Origin of the sequence: Thermococcus sp. 5-4 (assembly GCF_002197185.1) — an archaeon.
Classification (GTDB): domain Archaea; phylum Methanobacteriota_B; class Thermococci; order Thermococcales; family Thermococcaceae; genus Thermococcus; species Thermococcus radiotolerans.
Genome location: NZ_CP021848.1, coordinates 925,341 through 940,151, shown reverse-complemented (window position 1 = coordinate 940,151; position 14,811 = coordinate 925,341). Strand labels below are relative to the sequence as shown.

Genomic DNA, 14,811 nt, shown 5'->3' with positions numbered 1-14,811 from the left:
CTTATATCTAAAATTTACGTACATTAACATACATTATCAAGCGCGTGCAAGCTTCGATTTACAGGTGATGCCTCGCTGTATAATAGCGTTTTCTGTTAGACCTCGTGTGATATTTAACTCGCTTATACATGATAACGCCGCGTTTGCTCCAATCTCGTACTTCCGTACCTGCTCAAACAAAAGATCCGTTAGATGCTTCGTTGCGGGCGTGTTAAGGGTCTTAAAGAAGGTGTACCACTCCTGATGAAGTAAATAATTGCCTTAAACGAATGAACGGCTAAGAGAAAATACAGCTGCAATGACGTAGCAGCAGGAAAATTCTAGGAGCCTAGTGGGGAATGATGCCCCTCGCAGACCGTCTCTCCGAGCTTGTTTAATAACCGCAATAACGCTCGAGGCTGACGAGGAAATAGCCACCTCTTGCAGGTGTTTATGCCTAACTGCAGCAGAACTTCCTCGTGCTTATTATAGACTTCCCGTTCGTTTTTAATGAATTCATTGCACTTGTCATGCTCAACTATGTCCATTTTATTAATCCTTCCGAATAGATATCGTAAATTTTTTGGATTTTTTACTATAATAAGTTTATTTCCAAACCTTTTGTTTAACGTTATTTATTAGTACATTTATTCCTATGCTTTTTGGACTTTCGATTTTAGTAATATCAATGAAACATTTAAACTTCTAATGTTGACCTTTTATTAAAGTAAAAATTCACTGGAAACTTTGAGAGATAAATGATGCCATAAATTAGGTTAACCTAAAACTCCAAATCGGTAGGAGAACAGCCGGATTGGCAAATATTCGGCAATAAGAAGTGTTTTTAAGGAGATAACCGACTATAACTCTTCTTCGCTAGGAGTTTTTGGGACCTCGTTTCCCTGGGGTAAAATTATGAGTTCCCTTCCCTCCACCAGCATCTGGGCAACTTTTTTCCGGGCCGAGCTCAGGGCCCTCCACACGGTGCCGCGGGAGACCCCCATTCTCTTTCCAGCTTCTTCCTGCGTCAGCCCTTCGTGATCCACCAGCCTGAGAGCTTCGAATTCTTCGTATGTCATGAAAATTGGGGGCTTGGGCTGGCCCATAGGGGGTAATGCGGGATAGAAATGCCTAACCTCCGGAACGAATCCTATCATCCTCAGCTTCCTTCTCCTCCCCCTTCCGTGGCCCCAGCCGGGTCCCATTCCCATCGGCATGGCTATCAAAGACCTTTGAGCTTTGGGGTTTATAGGCTTTCCCCCGCCCAGTAAGGGTTATAACTCCCTCCCGCGAACCCCTTGGTGGTGAGAGATATGGGATTCCACGTGACCGAGAGGAAGATAGGATGGCACAAGGACTTTGACAGCTCACATTTTCTTGCCCTGCCCTACGAAAGCAAGTGCCTCAGAATACACGGGCACACTTACAACGTGGACGTCGAGATATGGGGTGACCTCAATGAGAATGGTATGATATTCGACTTCAACCACCTCAGCAGGCTTATCAAGCTCCTCGACCACAGGATCATCGTGAGCGAGAGCTGGGTTGTGGAGAGGAAAGGGAATAGTATCGTTATTGAAAAGAATGGAAAACGCCTGGAGCTACCACAGAATGAGGCGGTAATCCTCGACAAACCGAACGTTACCGCCGAGTATATAGCGGAGTGGTTCGCGGAGAGGATAGCAGAGAAAGCAGGAGACAACGTAAAGAAGATTCGTGTGAAAATCTGGGAGGATCCGCGGAGCTACGCGGAGGTAACCCTTGAGAGATGACTCTTAACGTCCTTTTTGCCTTTCTCTCTATTTTGAAACCGGGGTAGAAAGGAAACCCGTAAATAGAAAGACGTCAATTTTTCTTCGAGGCGATTTTTATGAAGTGGGTGACCCGTGAACACGTCCATGTTGACCGCGTGGCGTGCCCCTGGCTTATAAAGCGTTTTATCGACCCTGATGCGGAGTTTATCTTCGTGCCCCGCGATACAGACCCTGCGACCATCACCGAGGGAATACCCTTTGATTTTAAGGGAGTTGAGCTTGGTCATCACGACGGGAAATGCTCCTTCGACGCTTTCGTTGAGAAGTACAACATAACCGACCCCGCCGTTCTGAAGATTGCCGAGATAGTTCGGGAGGCCGACACTCACGTCGAGAACCCCCAGCCTCTGGCGGTTGCCCTCGATATACTCGCGAGGGGGTACAGGATGATATGCAAGGATGACTATGAAACCCTCGAGAAGGAGTTCTACCTCTATGATGCCATGTACGCCTACTTTAAGAAGCAGATTGAGGAAGGAAAGGCCTAACAGCCCTTCCCCCTTTTTTCAGGAAGAGCCTCATCGATTCCACAGTTCTTGTAGACCCTTGCAAGCATTTCTCTAGCCTTCTTTTTAAGCTCGCTGAAATACTCCTCCTCGAAGGTTTCTTCCGCTTCGATCGTTAGTAGGTAGGCGGTTTTCATGTATGCTGGACCCAGCTCGCAGTCGGATTTTTTCGCAATTTTCTCCGCTATATCCACGAGGTAGCCGACGAACGAATGTAGGAGCCGCCTGTAATCGTTCTCGAAGCCGTTTTCGTTGAGCCAGCCTTTAAGGGTTAGAAAGACCTTAAACGCCGGCACCTCGACCTTTTCGTCCCCGTAGCGGCGGTGCCTGATGAGAAGGTACTGGAATATTGAGATGAGGAACTTTCCAACGTCGGCCTTCGTTCCGCCGTTTTCCTCAACGAACTCCTCGAATTCCCTTAAACCGGTTTTTCCGCTCTTGAGGAAGGCCATCAGCACCGCCGCGTAGGGTGTTGAGTATTGGGAGAAGTCAACCTCATCGAATTCCGGAATCTCTGGGAAGATGCGCATTATCGCCCCTTTGATGTCCATTCCTTTCACCCAAAACCGTTAAATCCGGGGAGGCTTATTAGCTTTGAGGTGAGTACCGTGAGGTTCTCGAGGGGCAGGAATTTCCTGTTCAGGATTCCCGAGGGGGAGGAGCTCCTGAAGTTCATAAACGAATTTGCAAAGAAGAACAACGTCTTGATTGGGACGGTCAGCGCCATCGGGAGTTTGAAGAACCCGAAGATAGGTTACTTCGATGAGGATGCAGGGGAGTACAAGGTCATCGAGCTGACCGGTACTTATGAGCTGGTATCCCTCGCGGGCAACATAAGTGTCAAGGACGGTGAGCCGTTCGCCCACATCCACGTTGCACTGGGCGACTCGGATGGCATGCTCTACGGCGGACATCTCGTTGAGGGAGAAGTCTTCGTGGCGGAGGTTTTCATGCAGGAACTCCTCGGCGAGCTGCTTGAAAGAAAGCCGCAGGAGAATGGATTGGCGCTGTGGGACGAGACTAGCCTTTAGGCTCTCTAACTCTTTTCGGCGAAGAATTTCTTCCACAGCAGCGCGTAGTGCCAGATTACCATGGCGAAAATTCCGGTGAATTCGGCGATGGCAACGCCATTGAAGGTCTTAAACGCCCATCTCGCGAGGAGCACCTCTGCGATGAAGAGCAGAACGGTGAAGGCTCCGAATTTTCCCTGGCCTTCGAGCCAGAGGCCGGCTCCGGCTATCAGATATCCAACGCTCCCGGCCAGAAAGAACCCCCAGCTGACGTGGTAGTGCGGTTCAGTTCCTTCCGGAAAGACCGCTATTCCCGCCAGGAATGCCAGCCCAAGGATAAAAACTCCGATCCCAAGCTTGGAGATAGGATTCGCAATCTCCCTGAAAAGACCCACCGCGTAATAGATGGCAAGAATCGCGGATATGAACAGCGGGACGTTCATCACCCAGTTGTACGGAAGGCCGACCTTTCCCAGGTCGCTTATCGCGTTGTCCGTGAGCCGCCACCAGGAGCGGTTTATGATGATTGCCGCACCTATCCCACCGAGGGCGATTGGGGGAGAAAGGATGCCAGCCCACAGCTGGCTCTTTTTCATTCACGGTCACCCTTCGTAGAAGATCCTGTAGTGCTGAACGTACTTCTCCTTTTCCAGCAGGAAGTCGTCGTCCTCCGAGTAGTACTTAGCTATCTCCGGGTTTTCGCCGGCAAACTTCTTGATCGATTCCATCGAATCCCATATCGTGACGAGAAGGAAGTGGGCAACGTCTCCTTCGTCTTTCCTTGTGAAGTAGAGTTTTAAAAGTCCATCAACGGAACCGTAGTCAGGAACAGCCCTCTCGATGAGGAACTTTTCGTATTCGTCCGCCTTTTCGATCGGCACCCTTCCGTGCCAGAGCCTCATAACTGCCACTAAAATCACCTCGGCATTATTCTCGGCGGCATCCTATAAAAACCTCCCGCGGTATTACTGGGTAAACGCCCATCTGGCGCTCTTCACAAGACTCACGACCGCGATAACGCTCGCAAAGGCCCAGAGAGTCATGATAACCGCAACCCCAAGCTCTGGCAGCACGAACGTTTTGATTGAGGTAAATATTGTCGCGGAGATTACGAAAACCCCTGCAAGTTCGGTGAGTCTTCTAAGCTCGGGCCTACATTCCGTGATTTCAACCTCTCCATGCTCTCGGGACTTCTTCAGGGCGCGGTACAGCAGGAAAAACGTGAGGGCGTAGAGAAGCCAGATTGGAATCTGGGCAGAGAAGCCGGGGAGTGCTTCTCTCCTGAGTAGGGAGCCGAAGATTATGTAGTACGCAATGAGCGCCAGAATCAGAGGCTTGAGCTCCCTCCTGTTGGGTAGGAGCTCCATCATGTCATGGTTCCTGCCGTTGAAACGCTCCAGCCAGAGATATATCATGAGAATTAGAAACGCCGAGGAGGAGAACGTCGATAGAAATGAGTGGAGGGGAGACGGAGCATTCGAGGATTCGACTATGCCAAGAAGCAGGACAGTGAGGTAGGGGTGTTTGAGAACGAAACCCGGGAGCACCCTTCTTCCCGAAGTCAGGAGCTCCGCGACTCCAACTGGGATTATGAACGACATGAACGGGTGCCAGAAGAGCACCACGACGAGAACCTCGAAGATTCCGACGCCGCCGATCTTGAGGAAGGAGTCCCACTCCGGATTCCACACTACTTTGGTTATGTACGCCTCGTAGAGGCCGAAGAGTATTCCTGCGAGGTAGAGGGTCTCGAACCGGGGCTTCCCAAAGCGGTAGACGATCCCCGCGAGAACCAATGTGTGGAGGCCGTAGAGCGGGAGAAGGGAGATTATTCCCCAGGGTGTGAAGTATGGGTAGAGGTATGAAGCCACCGTCACCTCAGCAAAGAAGACTGACAGCGAGGCGAGGAGAAACCAAAAAAAGTACCCCTGCATTCCCCGCTCGCCCGTTGTGTGTTTCATATGGGTGTTTATCGGGCGCATGGTCTACGAACTACGCTTACAGATAGTTTTTCAGGATGAAAACTGCAAACCCCAGGGCCAATACTGCGAGTATTATGACTACGGCGGTTTCTATGGCCGAGTACTTCCGGAGTTCTCCCCTCTCGCGTTGGAACCTTTCGGTTCTTTCGCGGGCAAGGGGGTCGGACCTCTTGATGGTGACTTGGTCTGGGAACGGACCGCGCATAGACTCACCGTTGTTTTCTCCACTCTAGAATATTTTAACATTTCGTCGGCCGTATGTTAGAACTTTAACTTTTGATGGGAGTGTGCTCACGAAAAATGTTGGAAGAAGGGACTCAAGTTCACCAACCGCCGCCTCTGCCGCGGCCGCCGCCCATTCCACGGCCCATACCTCTGCCTCTTCCCATGCCGCGTCCCATACCTCTTCCCATTCCTCCGCCGGCTCCACCGCCTTCGGGGCCGAAAACGGCCTGGGTGAGCTCGCCCCTCAGGAAGGCTTCGACCGCTTCTCTGACGGTCATCGTGGCTGGAGCCGAGACCATCCTTATGCCGGCAGCCTGAAGAACGCCCGATGAGTTGGGTCCGAACTGGCCGGCTATCACAACGTCTGCCCCCTGGTCTATGCAGAACTGCGCCGCGGTAACTCCCGCTCCCCTCGGCTGGCTGTAGCCGGGATTCTGGACCACTTGGACGTTGGTTATTCCGCCATTTTCGACGTCAACTATCGTGAAAGTGGGGGTTCTTCCAAACGCCTGGTTCACCCTGTCGTCGAGTCCTCCGTTTATGGTTGACACGATAATCCTCATTCACACCACCTCCGGAAGAATTAGGAAAACCGAACTTAAAAAAGTTTGCATACGCTCAAAATGGCCTTCCCCATCCCCAGAAACGGGGCCTCAGGAACGACCTGAGGATCAGGAGTATCGCCAGGCCCAGAGCGTATGGAAACGCCACAACGAAGAGCTTGAACAGGAAATACAGGATCCCTACGAGGAAGAGCAGATCGATTAGGCCGTACGCTCCGCCGAATGGATAAAATCCGTACCCTGACCTTCCGTATCCCCTTCCCATTCCCCTTGGCATTCTCCTTCCTCCGATACGTTATCAGACTCATGTCCATAATGTAAAAAGAGAGGGTTCACCACCAGCCGTAGAGCCAGCGGAGGGCCCTCCTGCTGGGCTGGCCGGTCCAGGGGCAGTAGCCGAGCCTTGCTCCCCAGCCCCTTCCTCCTCTGCCCCATCCACGGCCGAAGCCTCTGCCCCTTCCCCAGCCGCCACCGCGGCCCCAGCCTCTGCCGGGACCAAAGCCGTAGCCGTAGGTCGGGTAGGCAGGATAAGCGGGTGTAGCTGGGTACGGGCCGTAGGCGGGGGCCGGCGTTGTCGGAACTGCTGGAGCCGCAGGCACTGGGGCGGTAGGCTGTCCAGCGCTTCCAGTGGTGACGGCCTTTATGGCCTCCTCAACCGGGGTTCCCGGTGCAACCTGGTAGAGCCTTATTCCTGCGGCCTGTATGGCCCCAAGGGCGTTAGGGCCGACCTGCGGTGCTATCACCGCTTCAACGCCCTCGTTGATGAGGGTCTGGACGGCCATTGGCCCGGCTCCACCGCCGGCCATGGCGGCACCGTTCTGGATGACCCTGCTGTTGGTGACGTTGCCGTTTTCGTCAACGTCCGCTATGAGGAACGCGGGGGCCCTGGCAAAGACCGGGGCAACGGTGTCCTCCAGTCCCCCTCCGTTGGTGGGTACAGCAATCTTCATCTCAACCACCTCACTTTCGTTCTATTATTTTGTGCATATGCACAGCATTTAAAGTTTTCGGTTACCCTAATCCTCCTGAGTCCTGCAATTCGCACAATGTTCATATATTGGCTTGTGTAGAGACTTGACGGTGACCTATGAGGATAGCCACTGTTGAGGGATTCCCTCTTGATGTGCCGGAGAATGCGTGGTGGAGCTTCTACAATAGCCCCTATCCAGCCCACAGGCTCGGGACTGCCGTTGATGTGTATTTTCCCGACGAGGCGCTCTTTCCCTTTGAAGAGGGCAGGGTGGTGGCCGTCAGGAGGGTCAAGACGCCGGGCTACGTGCCTGTGCGGGAGGATTACCTCACAATCGTGAAGGTTGGGGAGTTCTGTCTCAAGGTGCTCCACGTGAAACCCGCTGTGGGGGAGGGTGAACGTTTGGTTCTTGGTGATCCTGTAGGGGGGATGGTGGTCTCGGGCTTCTTCAGTCCTTGGAGCGACAGGCACGCACACTTTGAGCTTAGGCCGTGCCACGACGCCTACCGGGCTCGCGGGGCGTTTCTAATGAGTCCCATTCTCCTTGAGCTGGTGCCCTCTTTGAGGGAGGATGAGCTTGAGGTCGTGGAATGCATGGAAAACTATTGCTGGGCACGACCATTGAAAACCGAAGGACGCTCCCTCACACCTCTAACATCCGGGGGCTTTTCCATCGAGGGTGGTCTTCCGCACTACCGCTACGGGGCGCTCTTTGGTGAGGTAGACAACGTAAAGCTCTTTGGCCTGGAGCTTTCGGTTGGGGAGAGATTATCAAACGGCGTCTCGATTTTTGACGCGAACTTTAGGGTGCTGGCCAATGGAAAGGAAATAAGAGGGGTTGGGGTTTACTGCAACAATTCCCTCTTCAAGCTCGTGGGCAGGTTTGAGGAGGGTGAAGCAGTGAAGCTGACCTTTGTGCGGCCGTGAGGTTTTAGCGTTGGCTTTGGGAATTGGTTCGGCCGTTAGTCGTATTTCTTTCTTGTTTCTTCATCACAGATGACGTACTTCAGTTTTTCCTCCCACTCGGGCGAGTCCCACGTGCCTAAAGCTTTGTGGGTCGTGTAGTATTTCTGCGGAATGGGGTGGGTTCCAAGGACGACCTTGAGGCAGTATTTCTCCTCGATGAACCGCTTGAAGTAGTCTATCCAGGGACAGGGAGGATAGCCCACCAGAAAGCCCGTTGCGAGGTGGATCACCTCAGCATCGTTCTTTTTCATTTCTGCTGGGGCGTATTCAATGTTCCCTCCAGGGCAGCCTCCGCAGGTGGTGTATCCGACAACCTCGACTTCTTGGTCCTTGTATATGCTGAAGGCTCCCTCGCGTTCCCTCAGCGCCCTGAAGCATTTACCGCCCGCGCAGGTGCGGTAGCGGTCGCAAATTATAATTCCAATTTTTACCATTTTCGGCATCTCCCTAAATGTTCAGACAGATATCTTAACAAAAAAGTTGGCTTAAAGCTTTTGTACGATGTCCTTTGTTCAACCGTGAATCAAGAGGATAACGGTGCTACTCCTTCACGAATCTGCCGTCGTCTCTGGCCTCGGGGAGCTTGTGAACGTTTTGCTCCAGCCAGCCCGTCCTCTCGACGGTTCTGATGTCAAACTCCGGCACGTACGGCTTTATGTCGAGCAGTGGCGTTCCGTCAACGATGTCAACGTCTTCGATGTGGAGCACGTTCCCTTCGACGCCGATGAGTCTCACTATCGAGATGCCTATCGGGTTCGGTCTGGCCGGTGCACGGGTGGCGAAGACTCCGTGCTCCTCATCGTCCATGTACGGCCTGACGAGGAGCTTTCCTGGCTCCGCAAGGTGGAAGTGGTAGATTAGTATGATGTGCGAAAACCCTTCGATGTCCTTCAGTCCTGGCGAGTATTCCGGAAAGACCTCAACGGTCCCTTTAACTCCTCTGGCTGCAGAGGGCTGTATTGGAACGCCCTTCGGCCCCTTGAATGGGCTGTGGATGACTCCGATGAAGCGGTAGGTTACTTCCCTCACTTTCTTCCCCATGTGTGTTTGGCGGGAGAAGTTTAAAACCCTTCCAGCGATACGTTGCATTGAGGGTATAAACAAGGGGGAATGGTATGCGCCTTCTCGTCCTTAACGACAACGCCCCTTCGAAGGGCTTCCTCAACGACTGGGGCTGGAGCCTTCTCGTTGAGGGAAGAACCCGCTTCCTCTTCGATGCCGACACGAGGGGAGGAATACTGCTCCACAACGCTGAAGTTCTCGGCGTTTCCTTAAGGGGCCTTGACTTTGCCGTTCTCAGCCACTGGCACTACGACCACTACGGGGGCCTCTCCCTCGTCGGTGAGTTGAATCCGGGGATTCCCCTCTACGCCCCACCGGGAAACAGAATGAGGGGAATGCATTGGGGATTTCGGGTTAGGAAGGTCACGAAGGCCGGTGAGATCGAAGCCGGAGTTTGGAGTTCGGGACCATTAAATGGGTTCGAGCAAGCGGTTGGGGTGGAAACGCCCTCTGGCCTCGTCGTCATCGTTGGCTGTTCTCATCCGGGCGTTGACAGGCTTACTAGGGTTGTCCTTGATGTCTCCGGGTATGAGAAAGCCCATCTCGTAATCGGAGGCTTTCACGGTCCTTCGGCCAGGACTCTTGATAGACTGGCGAAGCTGACCGAGCTAATAGCCCCCGCCCACTGCTCCGGGGAGGAGGCGAAGGCGTACGTGCGGAAGAAATATCCCGAGAAGTTCGTGGAAGTAAGAACGGGGAGTGTCATCGAGCTTTAAACCCCGAGGATTCCCACAGCCGCCTGAAGAACTCCGTCTTTCTGCCCTTCTCAGTTACGAAACGGAGAACCCTCAGCTCTTCGAGGGTCTCACCGTCAATGCTTACCTTTCTGCCCGCTTCATTTACATCCCTGCTTTCAGCGAGGGCCTTTACGACCGTCCACCCGTTCGATATGAGTCTGTCGAAGTATCGCTTGAGCCACTTCTCGTCAATCGAACGGACGAAGAGCTCCCCCTCTCTGGAGAGGCGGTAGTAGGTGTGGTGCTTGTGAACCTCGAAGGCCTTCTTGAAGCGTGCTTTGCTTCGTTTTACCGCGCTCCCTGGGTCGCGTTCTATCAGGCCAATTTCAAGGAGGTCGTCGATTGCATCCGTTATGAGTTCAAGCGGAAGGCCGCTAATCTTCCCTATCATCTTCGCGTAATCAACGCCCGCTTTTTTCAGGTGGATTAGGACGTAGAGGTGAACCGGGAGGAGCTCAAATCCTCGGTAGGAACCTGCCCGTTCTTTTCGTGTATTCTCGCCATTCATCGCCGAACCTCTCCTCCAGAGCGTTCTCTTCTTCCCCTATAAATTTCACCAATGCGAGCCAGTAGAAGAGTGGTAGACCCAGCATAAAGCCTCCGATGGCGAGCGAGAAGCCTGGCACTATAAGAAAGCCCCAGATTGAGTAGATGGGGTGTCTGACTCTGGAGTAGCATCCCGTTGTGAGCAGCTCGCCCCTTCGGTAGGCCTTCGAAATCTGCCGGTAGCAGAGAAGCCAGAAGACTATGCCGGCTGTGAGAAGGGCAAATCCCAAGGCCGGAAATCTGGGAAAAGAGAAGTTGAGCCTCGAATTTAAGTAGAATGCCAAAACCGCGTAGGGAGCCGTGAAAAGGGAAACCTTGGGAACTATCCCAAGGAACTCCATCGCTCACTCCTCTATCGGGGGCTTTTCGGCCTTTTTCGCCTGGACCTGGCTGTAGAGATCGTCGAAGTTCTCAACGACGCGCTGGAGGGCGAGGTTTAAGTCCCTCGTTCTCGTGAAGAAGGCCACCTTGTTGGTCTTGTCGCGGATTCTCAGGAAGTTCGGCCCCATTCTGAAGGCCGCCAGGACGTCAACGTCGAGGAGCTGGCTCACGACGGCCTTGAACTTCCTTGGATCGCCGTGGCTTTCGTCTTCTTCCTCGAAGTCTTTGGCTTTGTTGTGTCTTTTTTCGAGGAGCTTAACGCTCCCGTCCTCGCAGACCTCGTATATCGCGAAGAACTCCGAGTCCCCGTAGTGGGCATCTATGAGCGTCTCATCGTTCTCCATTCCAAACGCGACCTTCAGGCACCTCATGAGCATCACCGTTTTGAGCGTATGCACAAAGCTTAAAAGCTTTTAGGTTAGCCTAATTCTGGAGGTGAGAGCTTGCAGATAGCGGTGAGTGGTGGAAAAGGTGGCACCGGAAAGTCCACGGTCGCGATTAACCTAGCGATAGCGCTCAGGGAGCGCTACGACCTTGTCTTGGCGGATCTTGACGTTGAAGCTCCCAACGACCACCTGCTCCTCGGCGTGGAGCTGGCCAATGAGGAGCCGGTTGAACTGTTCATGCCGCGCTTCGACTATCAGAAGTGCACCCGTTGCAGGAAGTGTGCGGAGGTCTGTGAGGAGCACGCGATAATAACCATGCGCGATGGGACGCCCTTCCTGATGCCGAACCTCTGCTCCGGCTGCGCCGCCTGTGAGATAGTCTGCCCGGTTCCGGGGGCGATTCTGCCGGGCAAGAAGCTGATGGGGCACACTTATCTTACTGAAACTCCCTACGGCTTCCCGCTTGTCACGGGAAGGCTCCTTGAGGGTGAGGAGAGGGCGATGCCGATAGTTTCCAGGGCTAAGAAGCGCGCCCAGGGGCTTGAGAAGGAGCTTTTGATGGTTGATACCGCCGCGGGAACGAGCAACACCGTCTCGAAGGCCCTTGAGGACTCGAGGCTCATCATAGCCGTCACCGAGCCAACTCCCCTCGGAATTCACGACGGCGAGTTGATTCTCAGGCTGGCGAAGCTGATGGACATTCCCGCGATGGTCGTTGTGAACCGCTCGGACCTCGGCGACGTGGCCAAGGTGCGCGAGATTGCCGAAAAGTACGGTGCGGAGGTAATCGCGGAGATTCCGTACAGCGAGAACATCATAAGGAGCTACGTTGAGGGGAAGCCCATAGTCCTGACGGATTATCCCGAGGCGGGGCTCTTCAGGGAGATTGCTTCCAGGGTCGTTGAGTTCCTCGGAGGTGGTGAGTGATGCAGCTGGTCATAGCGAGCGGCAAGGGAGGCGTTGGAAAGAGCACGGTTACTGCCTCGCTCCTCTACCTGCTGAAGGACGAGTACCGGTTCGTTGCTGTTGATGCTGACGCTGACGCGCCGAACCTCGACCTGCTCCTCGGCGTGGAGCACTGGGAGGAGGAGAGGGAGCTGGTAGGGGCGAAGGTGGCGAGGATAAACACGGAGAGCTGCATAAGGTGCGGCATCTGCCAGGAGCGCTGCCCCTACGACTGCATCAAGGTTATTGATGGGGACTACGTTGTCAGCGAGCTGACCTGTGAGGGCTGCAACGTCTGCGGTCTCGTTTGTCCGGTTCCAGGGACGATAAGCCTTGACGAGGTTCGCTCTGGAGTCGTCAGGAAGACGACCACCCGCTACGGTTTCCCGCTGATTTCGGCCCAGCTCGACGTTGGCAGGCCCAACAGCGGAAAGCTCGTCACAGAGGAGAAGGAGTGGGCGAAGAAGCTCATGGGCGAGCTTGGCCTGAAGCACATGGTGGTTGACAGCGCCGCCGGAATCGGCTGTCAGGTTATAGCGAGCATAGGTGGAGCGGATCTGACGATACTCGTGGCGGAGCCTACGCCTGCTTCCCTCAGCGACGTGCAGAGGGCCTACAAGGTTGTCCAGCACTTCAGACAGCCGGCTTACCTCATCATCAACAAGGCAGACTTCAACCCCGGTTTTACTGCCCTTAGGGAGTGGGCCGAAGCCGAGGGAATCCCGATACTCGGCGAGATACCCTACGACAGGGCCATTCCGAAGAGCATGAGCATGCTCAAGCCCTTTGTCGAGGCCTTCCCCGACTCGAAGGCTGCCGATGCGATGAGGGAGATAGCGGAGCGGATAAAAGAGGAAATCCTGAAATGATTACTACGGATTTCCGAGGGGGAGGTTCACCCCTTCCCCGTTCACCACCACTGCAATCCTCATGGAGATGGGGAGGTTTTCTTCGTCTTTCACCGTTTCGTTGAGGATTATCACGAAGGAACCATAGGCCCCTTTTGCCCAGATTCCAATCGAGTTTTTGTCGTCGATTACCGCAGGTATGAACGTCTCCGTTCCGTCTCCCTTACAGGAGCCTATCTCTGCCCCGTTCTCGGTGTAGTGCCAGCACCTCCAGGCTATCTCGCCGGTAGTCTCGGCGATGCTGAGGTTCTTTGGATAGAAGAATGAGATGCCCTCAACTCTTTCAACAGTCTCGGGATTCGACAGATAATACAGGAACACAACTCCTTTTCCGTCGATCTCCGTGTATATCATGCCGTAGAGGATGTCAAACTCTTTAGTGTTGGGGGGTTATCTCTCTGATCGGAGGGACAACCAGGTAGCGTTCTTCCATATGCCAACCAGAGGAGGCGCTGACGGTCTTGGAACAGCTGGCGAAGGAGTAGGCATACCTCTGATAGACCCTCTCCGCCTTTCCGTCGTCGATCAGTTTTTTCACGAGGGCAATGGGATAATTCGGATCGAGCGAGGCGTTGAATGACTTCATCAGAACAGTCCCGAGGCTTTCAGGGCCGCTCACTTCCTTGGCCAATTCTTTAACGTACGCTGGATTCACGAAGGGGCATACCGTGTACGAGATGTGATTTGGTGGTTGGGTGCTTTCACCATGATTCTGGATGTCTGAGAATGATAAGACGAGTCCGGCTGCAATAACAAGGATCATTCCAACAACCAGTAGCTTCCCGAAGCTCATGTCAATCACATAATTTCGTCTTGCACACGGTAAATAACTTTTTCGCCTGCTTGGTAATCCGGACCCAAACCTTAAAAGCCCCGTTGCATAGTCCCTTCGGTGGTGTAAAATGGCCGAGACCAATGAGATGGAGAGGCTCGCTTACGAGTACCAGCTCCTTCAGGCGCAGGCTCAGCTCCTGGCCCAAAACCTTGAACTGCTCACCCTTGGGAGGAACGAGTTTCAGGCTGTGAAGGAGACACTGGAGGAACTCAAGAAGGTCGAGGAGGAGAAGCCGGAGATACTGGTGCCGATCGGGGCCGGTTCCTTCCTGAAGGCGCACATAGACGACAAGAAGAACGCGATAGTCAGCGTCGGCGCCGGCTACGCCATCGAGAAGAACCTCGACGAGGCAATAACTTATCTGGACGCGCGCATAAAGGAGTACGATGAGGCGATAGCCAAGACCCAGGAGGCGCTCAGAAAGCTGGAGGGACAGCTGGGAGAGCTCGCCCAGAAGGCGCAGGAGCTCCAGCAGAGGCAGGCCATGGGTTTCAGCGTGAAGAAGTGACGGCGATTCCTTCTTCCTCCTTTTCGGGGCGGAAAGCGAAGCCGAGGGGATAAGATTTTAAACTTTTCTCGCGAATGAATTGTTTAATATGAGGCGGCTGAGAATAACCCTCCTCTCACTTGCGCTCTTGCTGCTGGTGTTGACCGTTGGGTTAGCCGTTCCCAGCATCAATGTCAACGTCCAGGAACTCGGTGCTGGAAGCCAGAGGGTTGTGAGTCCCACAGGGGAGGGAGGGTTTTACGTTACAACGTATTTATTTGGCCTCGTGGTGTACGATGTCCATGTGATATTCCCCATCAAACTTGAAGCGGGCACAGTAGTCAACGTTTCCCTCTACAGTTCGAATGGCCGTCTTTTGGGCTCCAAGGGTGTCAGGCTCACGGGCGACCAGCCCGCCAACACGCCGCTCGTCTTTGATTTTTCCTCGGATCTCATATGGAGCAGTAGTGTCGATCTTAGCAAGACCACCGTAAACATTGTTGATGGCT

24 protein-coding genes are annotated in these 14,811 nt (G+C 53.8%); 8 read left to right on the top strand and 16 right to left on the bottom strand.

Translation table 11 applies throughout. The features are described 5' to 3' along the window. Positions 1 to 839: 839 nt before the first annotated feature. Complete coding sequence (locus CDI07_RS05275; RefSeq protein WP_088181551.1) at positions 840 to 1,196, bottom strand: DUF134 domain-containing protein; 357 nt, start codon at positions 1,194 to 1,196, stop codon at positions 840 to 842. Positions 1,197 to 1,292: 96 nt separating this feature from the next. On the opposite strand from CDI07_RS05275, the gene CDI07_RS05270 reads away from it, so the two are divergent. Both CDI07_RS05270 and CDI07_RS05265 read left to right on the top strand, forming a co-directional pair. Further along, on the top strand, positions 1,293 to 1,751 hold the full coding sequence (locus tag CDI07_RS05270) for a 6-carboxytetrahydropterin synthase (RefSeq protein ID WP_088180612.1): 459 nt from the start codon (positions 1,293 to 1,295) through the stop codon (positions 1,749 to 1,751). 98 nt (positions 1,752 to 1,849) lie between these two features. After that, positions 1,850 to 2,281: a chromate resistance protein ChrB domain-containing protein gene (locus tag CDI07_RS05265; RefSeq protein ID WP_088180611.1), complete on the top strand. Its 432-nt coding sequence runs from the start codon at positions 1,850 to 1,852 to the stop codon at positions 2,279 to 2,281. On the opposite strand, the gene CDI07_RS05260 is transcribed toward CDI07_RS05265, so the two are convergent. Beyond that, on the bottom strand, positions 2,278 to 2,850 hold the full coding sequence (locus tag CDI07_RS05260) for a hypothetical protein (protein ID WP_088180610.1): 573 nt from the start codon (positions 2,848 to 2,850) through the stop codon (positions 2,278 to 2,280). The two genes, CDI07_RS05265 and CDI07_RS05260, sit on opposite strands and share 4 nt — an antisense overlap. Positions 2,851 to 2,907: 57 nt before the next feature. Between CDI07_RS05260 and CDI07_RS05255 the strand changes: the two genes are divergently transcribed. Then, the gene (locus CDI07_RS05255) at positions 2,908 to 3,330 is read left to right on the top strand and encodes a PPC domain-containing DNA-binding protein (protein WP_088180609.1); all 423 of its coding nucleotides are present in this window, start codon (positions 2,908 to 2,910) and stop codon (positions 3,328 to 3,330) included. Positions 3,331 to 3,335: 5 nt separating this feature from the next. Here CDI07_RS05255 and CDI07_RS05250 read toward each other — a convergent pair whose 3' ends face one another. From CDI07_RS05250 to CDI07_RS05220, 7 genes are all read right to left on the bottom strand, one after another. Next, a complete protein-coding gene (locus CDI07_RS05250; RefSeq protein ID WP_088180608.1) occupies positions 3,336 to 3,905 on the bottom strand; it encodes a DUF998 domain-containing protein in 570 nt (189 codons plus the stop codon). A gap of 6 nt (positions 3,906 to 3,911) precedes the next feature. Continuing rightward, on the bottom strand, positions 3,912 to 4,211 hold the full coding sequence (locus CDI07_RS05245; protein WP_226996623.1) for an antibiotic biosynthesis monooxygenase: 300 nt from the start codon (positions 4,209 to 4,211) through the stop codon (positions 3,912 to 3,914). Between the two features lie 63 nt (positions 4,212 to 4,274). Further along, positions 4,275 to 5,243: a hypothetical protein gene (locus tag CDI07_RS05240; protein WP_168169240.1), complete on the bottom strand. Its 969-nt coding sequence runs from the start codon at positions 5,241 to 5,243 to the stop codon at positions 4,275 to 4,277. Between the two features lie 64 nt (positions 5,244 to 5,307). Further along, positions 5,308 to 5,496, bottom strand: a complete 189-nt coding sequence (locus CDI07_RS05235; protein WP_088180605.1) for a hypothetical protein — start codon at positions 5,494 to 5,496, stop codon at positions 5,308 to 5,310. A gap of 118 nt (positions 5,497 to 5,614) precedes the next feature. Next, positions 5,615 to 6,079, bottom strand: coding sequence for a NifB/NifX family molybdenum-iron cluster-binding protein (locus tag CDI07_RS05230; RefSeq protein ID WP_088180604.1), 465 nt, complete (start codon positions 6,077 to 6,079; stop codon positions 5,615 to 5,617). A gap of 55 nt (positions 6,080 to 6,134) precedes the next feature. Continuing rightward, a complete protein-coding gene (locus CDI07_RS05225; protein ID WP_088180603.1) occupies positions 6,135 to 6,356 on the bottom strand; it encodes a hypothetical protein in 222 nt (73 codons plus the stop codon). A gap of 55 nt (positions 6,357 to 6,411) precedes the next feature. Continuing rightward, positions 6,412 to 7,029, bottom strand: a complete 618-nt coding sequence (locus CDI07_RS05220; RefSeq protein ID WP_088180602.1) for a NifB/NifX family molybdenum-iron cluster-binding protein — start codon at positions 7,027 to 7,029, stop codon at positions 6,412 to 6,414. 137 nt (positions 7,030 to 7,166) lie between these two features. Here CDI07_RS05220 and CDI07_RS05215 point away from each other — a divergent pair, with 137 nt between their 5' ends. Next, complete coding sequence (locus tag CDI07_RS05215; protein WP_088180601.1) at positions 7,167 to 7,976, top strand: hypothetical protein; 810 nt, start codon at positions 7,167 to 7,169, stop codon at positions 7,974 to 7,976. 35 nt (positions 7,977 to 8,011) lie between these two features. Here the strand turns inward: CDI07_RS05215 and CDI07_RS05210 are convergent, their stop codons facing one another. Next, positions 8,012 to 8,458: a CGGC domain-containing protein gene (locus CDI07_RS05210; protein WP_168169239.1), complete on the bottom strand. Its 447-nt coding sequence runs from the start codon at positions 8,456 to 8,458 to the stop codon at positions 8,012 to 8,014. Between the two features lie 97 nt (positions 8,459 to 8,555). Then, a complete protein-coding gene (gene tsaA, locus CDI07_RS05205; protein WP_088180599.1) occupies positions 8,556 to 9,056 on the bottom strand; it encodes a tRNA (N6-threonylcarbamoyladenosine(37)-N6)-methyltransferase TrmO in 501 nt (166 codons plus the stop codon). A gap of 74 nt (positions 9,057 to 9,130) precedes the next feature. Between tsaA and CDI07_RS05200 the strand changes: the two genes are divergently transcribed. Then, complete coding sequence (locus tag CDI07_RS05200; RefSeq protein WP_088180598.1) at positions 9,131 to 9,793, top strand: MBL fold metallo-hydrolase; 663 nt, start codon at positions 9,131 to 9,133, stop codon at positions 9,791 to 9,793. Here the strand turns inward: CDI07_RS05200 and CDI07_RS05195 are convergent. Genes CDI07_RS05195 through CDI07_RS05185 form a run of 3 tightly spaced genes read right to left on the bottom strand, consistent with a single transcriptional unit; the run spans position 9,780 to position 11,112 of the window. Further along, positions 9,780 to 10,322 carry a DUF2250 domain-containing protein gene (locus CDI07_RS05195; RefSeq protein ID WP_088180597.1) on the bottom strand — a complete coding sequence of 181 codons (543 nt, stop codon included), beginning with the start codon at positions 10,320 to 10,322 and terminating at the stop codon, positions 9,780 to 9,782. The genes CDI07_RS05200 and CDI07_RS05195 overlap by 14 nt on opposite strands. After that, entirely contained in the window at positions 10,270 to 10,701 is a 432-nt protein-coding gene (locus tag CDI07_RS05190; protein ID WP_088180596.1) for an isoprenylcysteine carboxylmethyltransferase family protein, read from the bottom strand. Before CDI07_RS05190 ends, CDI07_RS05195 begins: the two co-directional genes overlap by 53 nt. A gap of 3 nt (positions 10,702 to 10,704) precedes the next feature. Then, positions 10,705 to 11,112, bottom strand: coding sequence for a NifB/NifX family molybdenum-iron cluster-binding protein (locus CDI07_RS05185; protein ID WP_088180595.1), 408 nt, complete (start codon positions 11,110 to 11,112; stop codon positions 10,705 to 10,707). A gap of 72 nt (positions 11,113 to 11,184) precedes the next feature. Between CDI07_RS05185 and CDI07_RS05180 the strand changes: the two genes are divergently transcribed. Further along, positions 11,185 to 12,054: a P-loop NTPase gene (locus CDI07_RS05180; protein ID WP_088180594.1), complete on the top strand. Its 870-nt coding sequence runs from the start codon at positions 11,185 to 11,187 to the stop codon at positions 12,052 to 12,054. Further along, positions 12,054 to 12,941, top strand: coding sequence for a P-loop NTPase (locus CDI07_RS05175; RefSeq protein ID WP_088180593.1), 888 nt, complete (start codon positions 12,054 to 12,056; stop codon positions 12,939 to 12,941). The genes CDI07_RS05180 and CDI07_RS05175 overlap by 1 nt, the downstream gene beginning before the upstream one ends. A 3-nt stretch (positions 12,942 to 12,944) precedes the next feature. Here the strand turns inward: CDI07_RS05175 and CDI07_RS05170 are convergent, their stop codons facing one another. Both CDI07_RS05170 and CDI07_RS05165 read right to left on the bottom strand, forming a co-directional pair. Further along, a complete protein-coding gene (locus CDI07_RS05170) occupies positions 12,945 to 13,334 on the bottom strand; it encodes a hypothetical protein (RefSeq protein ID WP_088180592.1) in 390 nt (129 codons plus the stop codon). Positions 13,335 to 13,356: 22 nt separating this feature from the next. After that, positions 13,357 to 13,782 carry a hypothetical protein gene (locus CDI07_RS05165; RefSeq protein ID WP_145954979.1) on the bottom strand — a complete coding sequence of 142 codons (426 nt, stop codon included), beginning with the start codon at positions 13,780 to 13,782 and terminating at the stop codon, positions 13,357 to 13,359. A 100-nt stretch (positions 13,783 to 13,882) separates the two neighbouring features. On the opposite strand from CDI07_RS05165, the gene pfdA reads away from it, so the two are divergent. Next, positions 13,883 to 14,323, top strand: coding sequence for a prefoldin subunit alpha (gene pfdA / locus CDI07_RS05160; RefSeq protein WP_088180590.1), 441 nt, complete (start codon positions 13,883 to 13,885; stop codon positions 14,321 to 14,323). Positions 14,324 to 14,811: the final 488 nt, after the last annotated feature.

Coding starts and splice junctions, on each gene's coding strand:
- CDI07_RS05275 (WP_088181551.1), bottom strand. CDS start 1,196: ATGCCGATGGGAATGGGACCCGGCTGGGGCCACGGAAGGGGGAGGAGA.
- CDI07_RS05270 (WP_088180612.1), top strand. CDS start 1,293: ATGGGATTCCACGTGACCGAGAGGAAGATAGGATGGCACAAGGACTTT.
- CDI07_RS05265 (WP_088180611.1), top strand. CDS start 1,850: ATGAAGTGGGTGACCCGTGAACACGTCCATGTTGACCGCGTGGCGTGC.
- CDI07_RS05260 (WP_088180610.1), bottom strand. CDS start 2,850: ATGGACATCAAAGGGGCGATAATGCGCATCTTCCCAGAGATTCCGGAA.
- CDI07_RS05250 (WP_088180608.1), bottom strand. CDS start 3,905: ATGAAAAAGAGCCAGCTGTGGGCTGGCATCCTTTCTCCCCCAATCGCC.
- CDI07_RS05245 (WP_226996623.1), bottom strand. CDS start 4,211: ATGAGGCTCTGGCACGGAAGGGTGCCGATCGAAAAGGCGGACGAATAC.
- CDI07_RS05240 (WP_168169240.1), bottom strand. CDS start 5,243: ATGCAGGGGTACTTTTTTTGGTTTCTCCTCGCCTCGCTGTCAGTCTTC.
- CDI07_RS05235 (WP_088180605.1), bottom strand. CDS start 5,496: ATGCGCGGTCCGTTCCCAGACCAAGTCACCATCAAGAGGTCCGACCCC.
- CDI07_RS05230 (WP_088180604.1), bottom strand. CDS start 6,079: ATGAGGATTATCGTGTCAACCATAAACGGAGGACTCGACGACAGGGTG.
- CDI07_RS05225 (WP_088180603.1), bottom strand. CDS start 6,356: ATGCCAAGGGGAATGGGAAGGGGATACGGAAGGTCAGGGTACGGATTT.
- CDI07_RS05220 (WP_088180602.1), bottom strand. CDS start 7,029: ATGAAGATTGCTGTACCCACCAACGGAGGGGGACTGGAGGACACCGTT.
- CDI07_RS05215 (WP_088180601.1), top strand. CDS start 7,167: ATGAGGATAGCCACTGTTGAGGGATTCCCTCTTGATGTGCCGGAGAAT.
- CDI07_RS05210 (WP_168169239.1), bottom strand. CDS start 8,458: ATGCCGAAAATGGTAAAAATTGGAATTATAATTTGCGACCGCTACCGC.
- tsaA (WP_088180599.1), bottom strand. CDS start 9,056: ATGGGGAAGAAAGTGAGGGAAGTAACCTACCGCTTCATCGGAGTCATC.
- CDI07_RS05200 (WP_088180598.1), top strand. CDS start 9,131: ATGCGCCTTCTCGTCCTTAACGACAACGCCCCTTCGAAGGGCTTCCTC.
- CDI07_RS05195 (WP_088180597.1), bottom strand. CDS start 10,322: ATGAATGGCGAGAATACACGAAAAGAACGGGCAGGTTCCTACCGAGGA.
- CDI07_RS05190 (WP_088180596.1), bottom strand. CDS start 10,701: ATGGAGTTCCTTGGGATAGTTCCCAAGGTTTCCCTTTTCACGGCTCCC.
- CDI07_RS05185 (WP_088180595.1), bottom strand. CDS start 11,112: ATGAGGTGCCTGAAGGTCGCGTTTGGAATGGAGAACGATGAGACGCTC.
- CDI07_RS05175 (WP_088180593.1), top strand. CDS start 12,054: ATGCAGCTGGTCATAGCGAGCGGCAAGGGAGGCGTTGGAAAGAGCACG.
- CDI07_RS05170 (WP_088180592.1), bottom strand. CDS start 13,334: ATGATATACACGGAGATCGACGGAAAAGGAGTTGTGTTCCTGTATTAT.
- pfdA (WP_088180590.1), top strand. CDS start 13,883: ATGGCCGAGACCAATGAGATGGAGAGGCTCGCTTACGAGTACCAGCTC.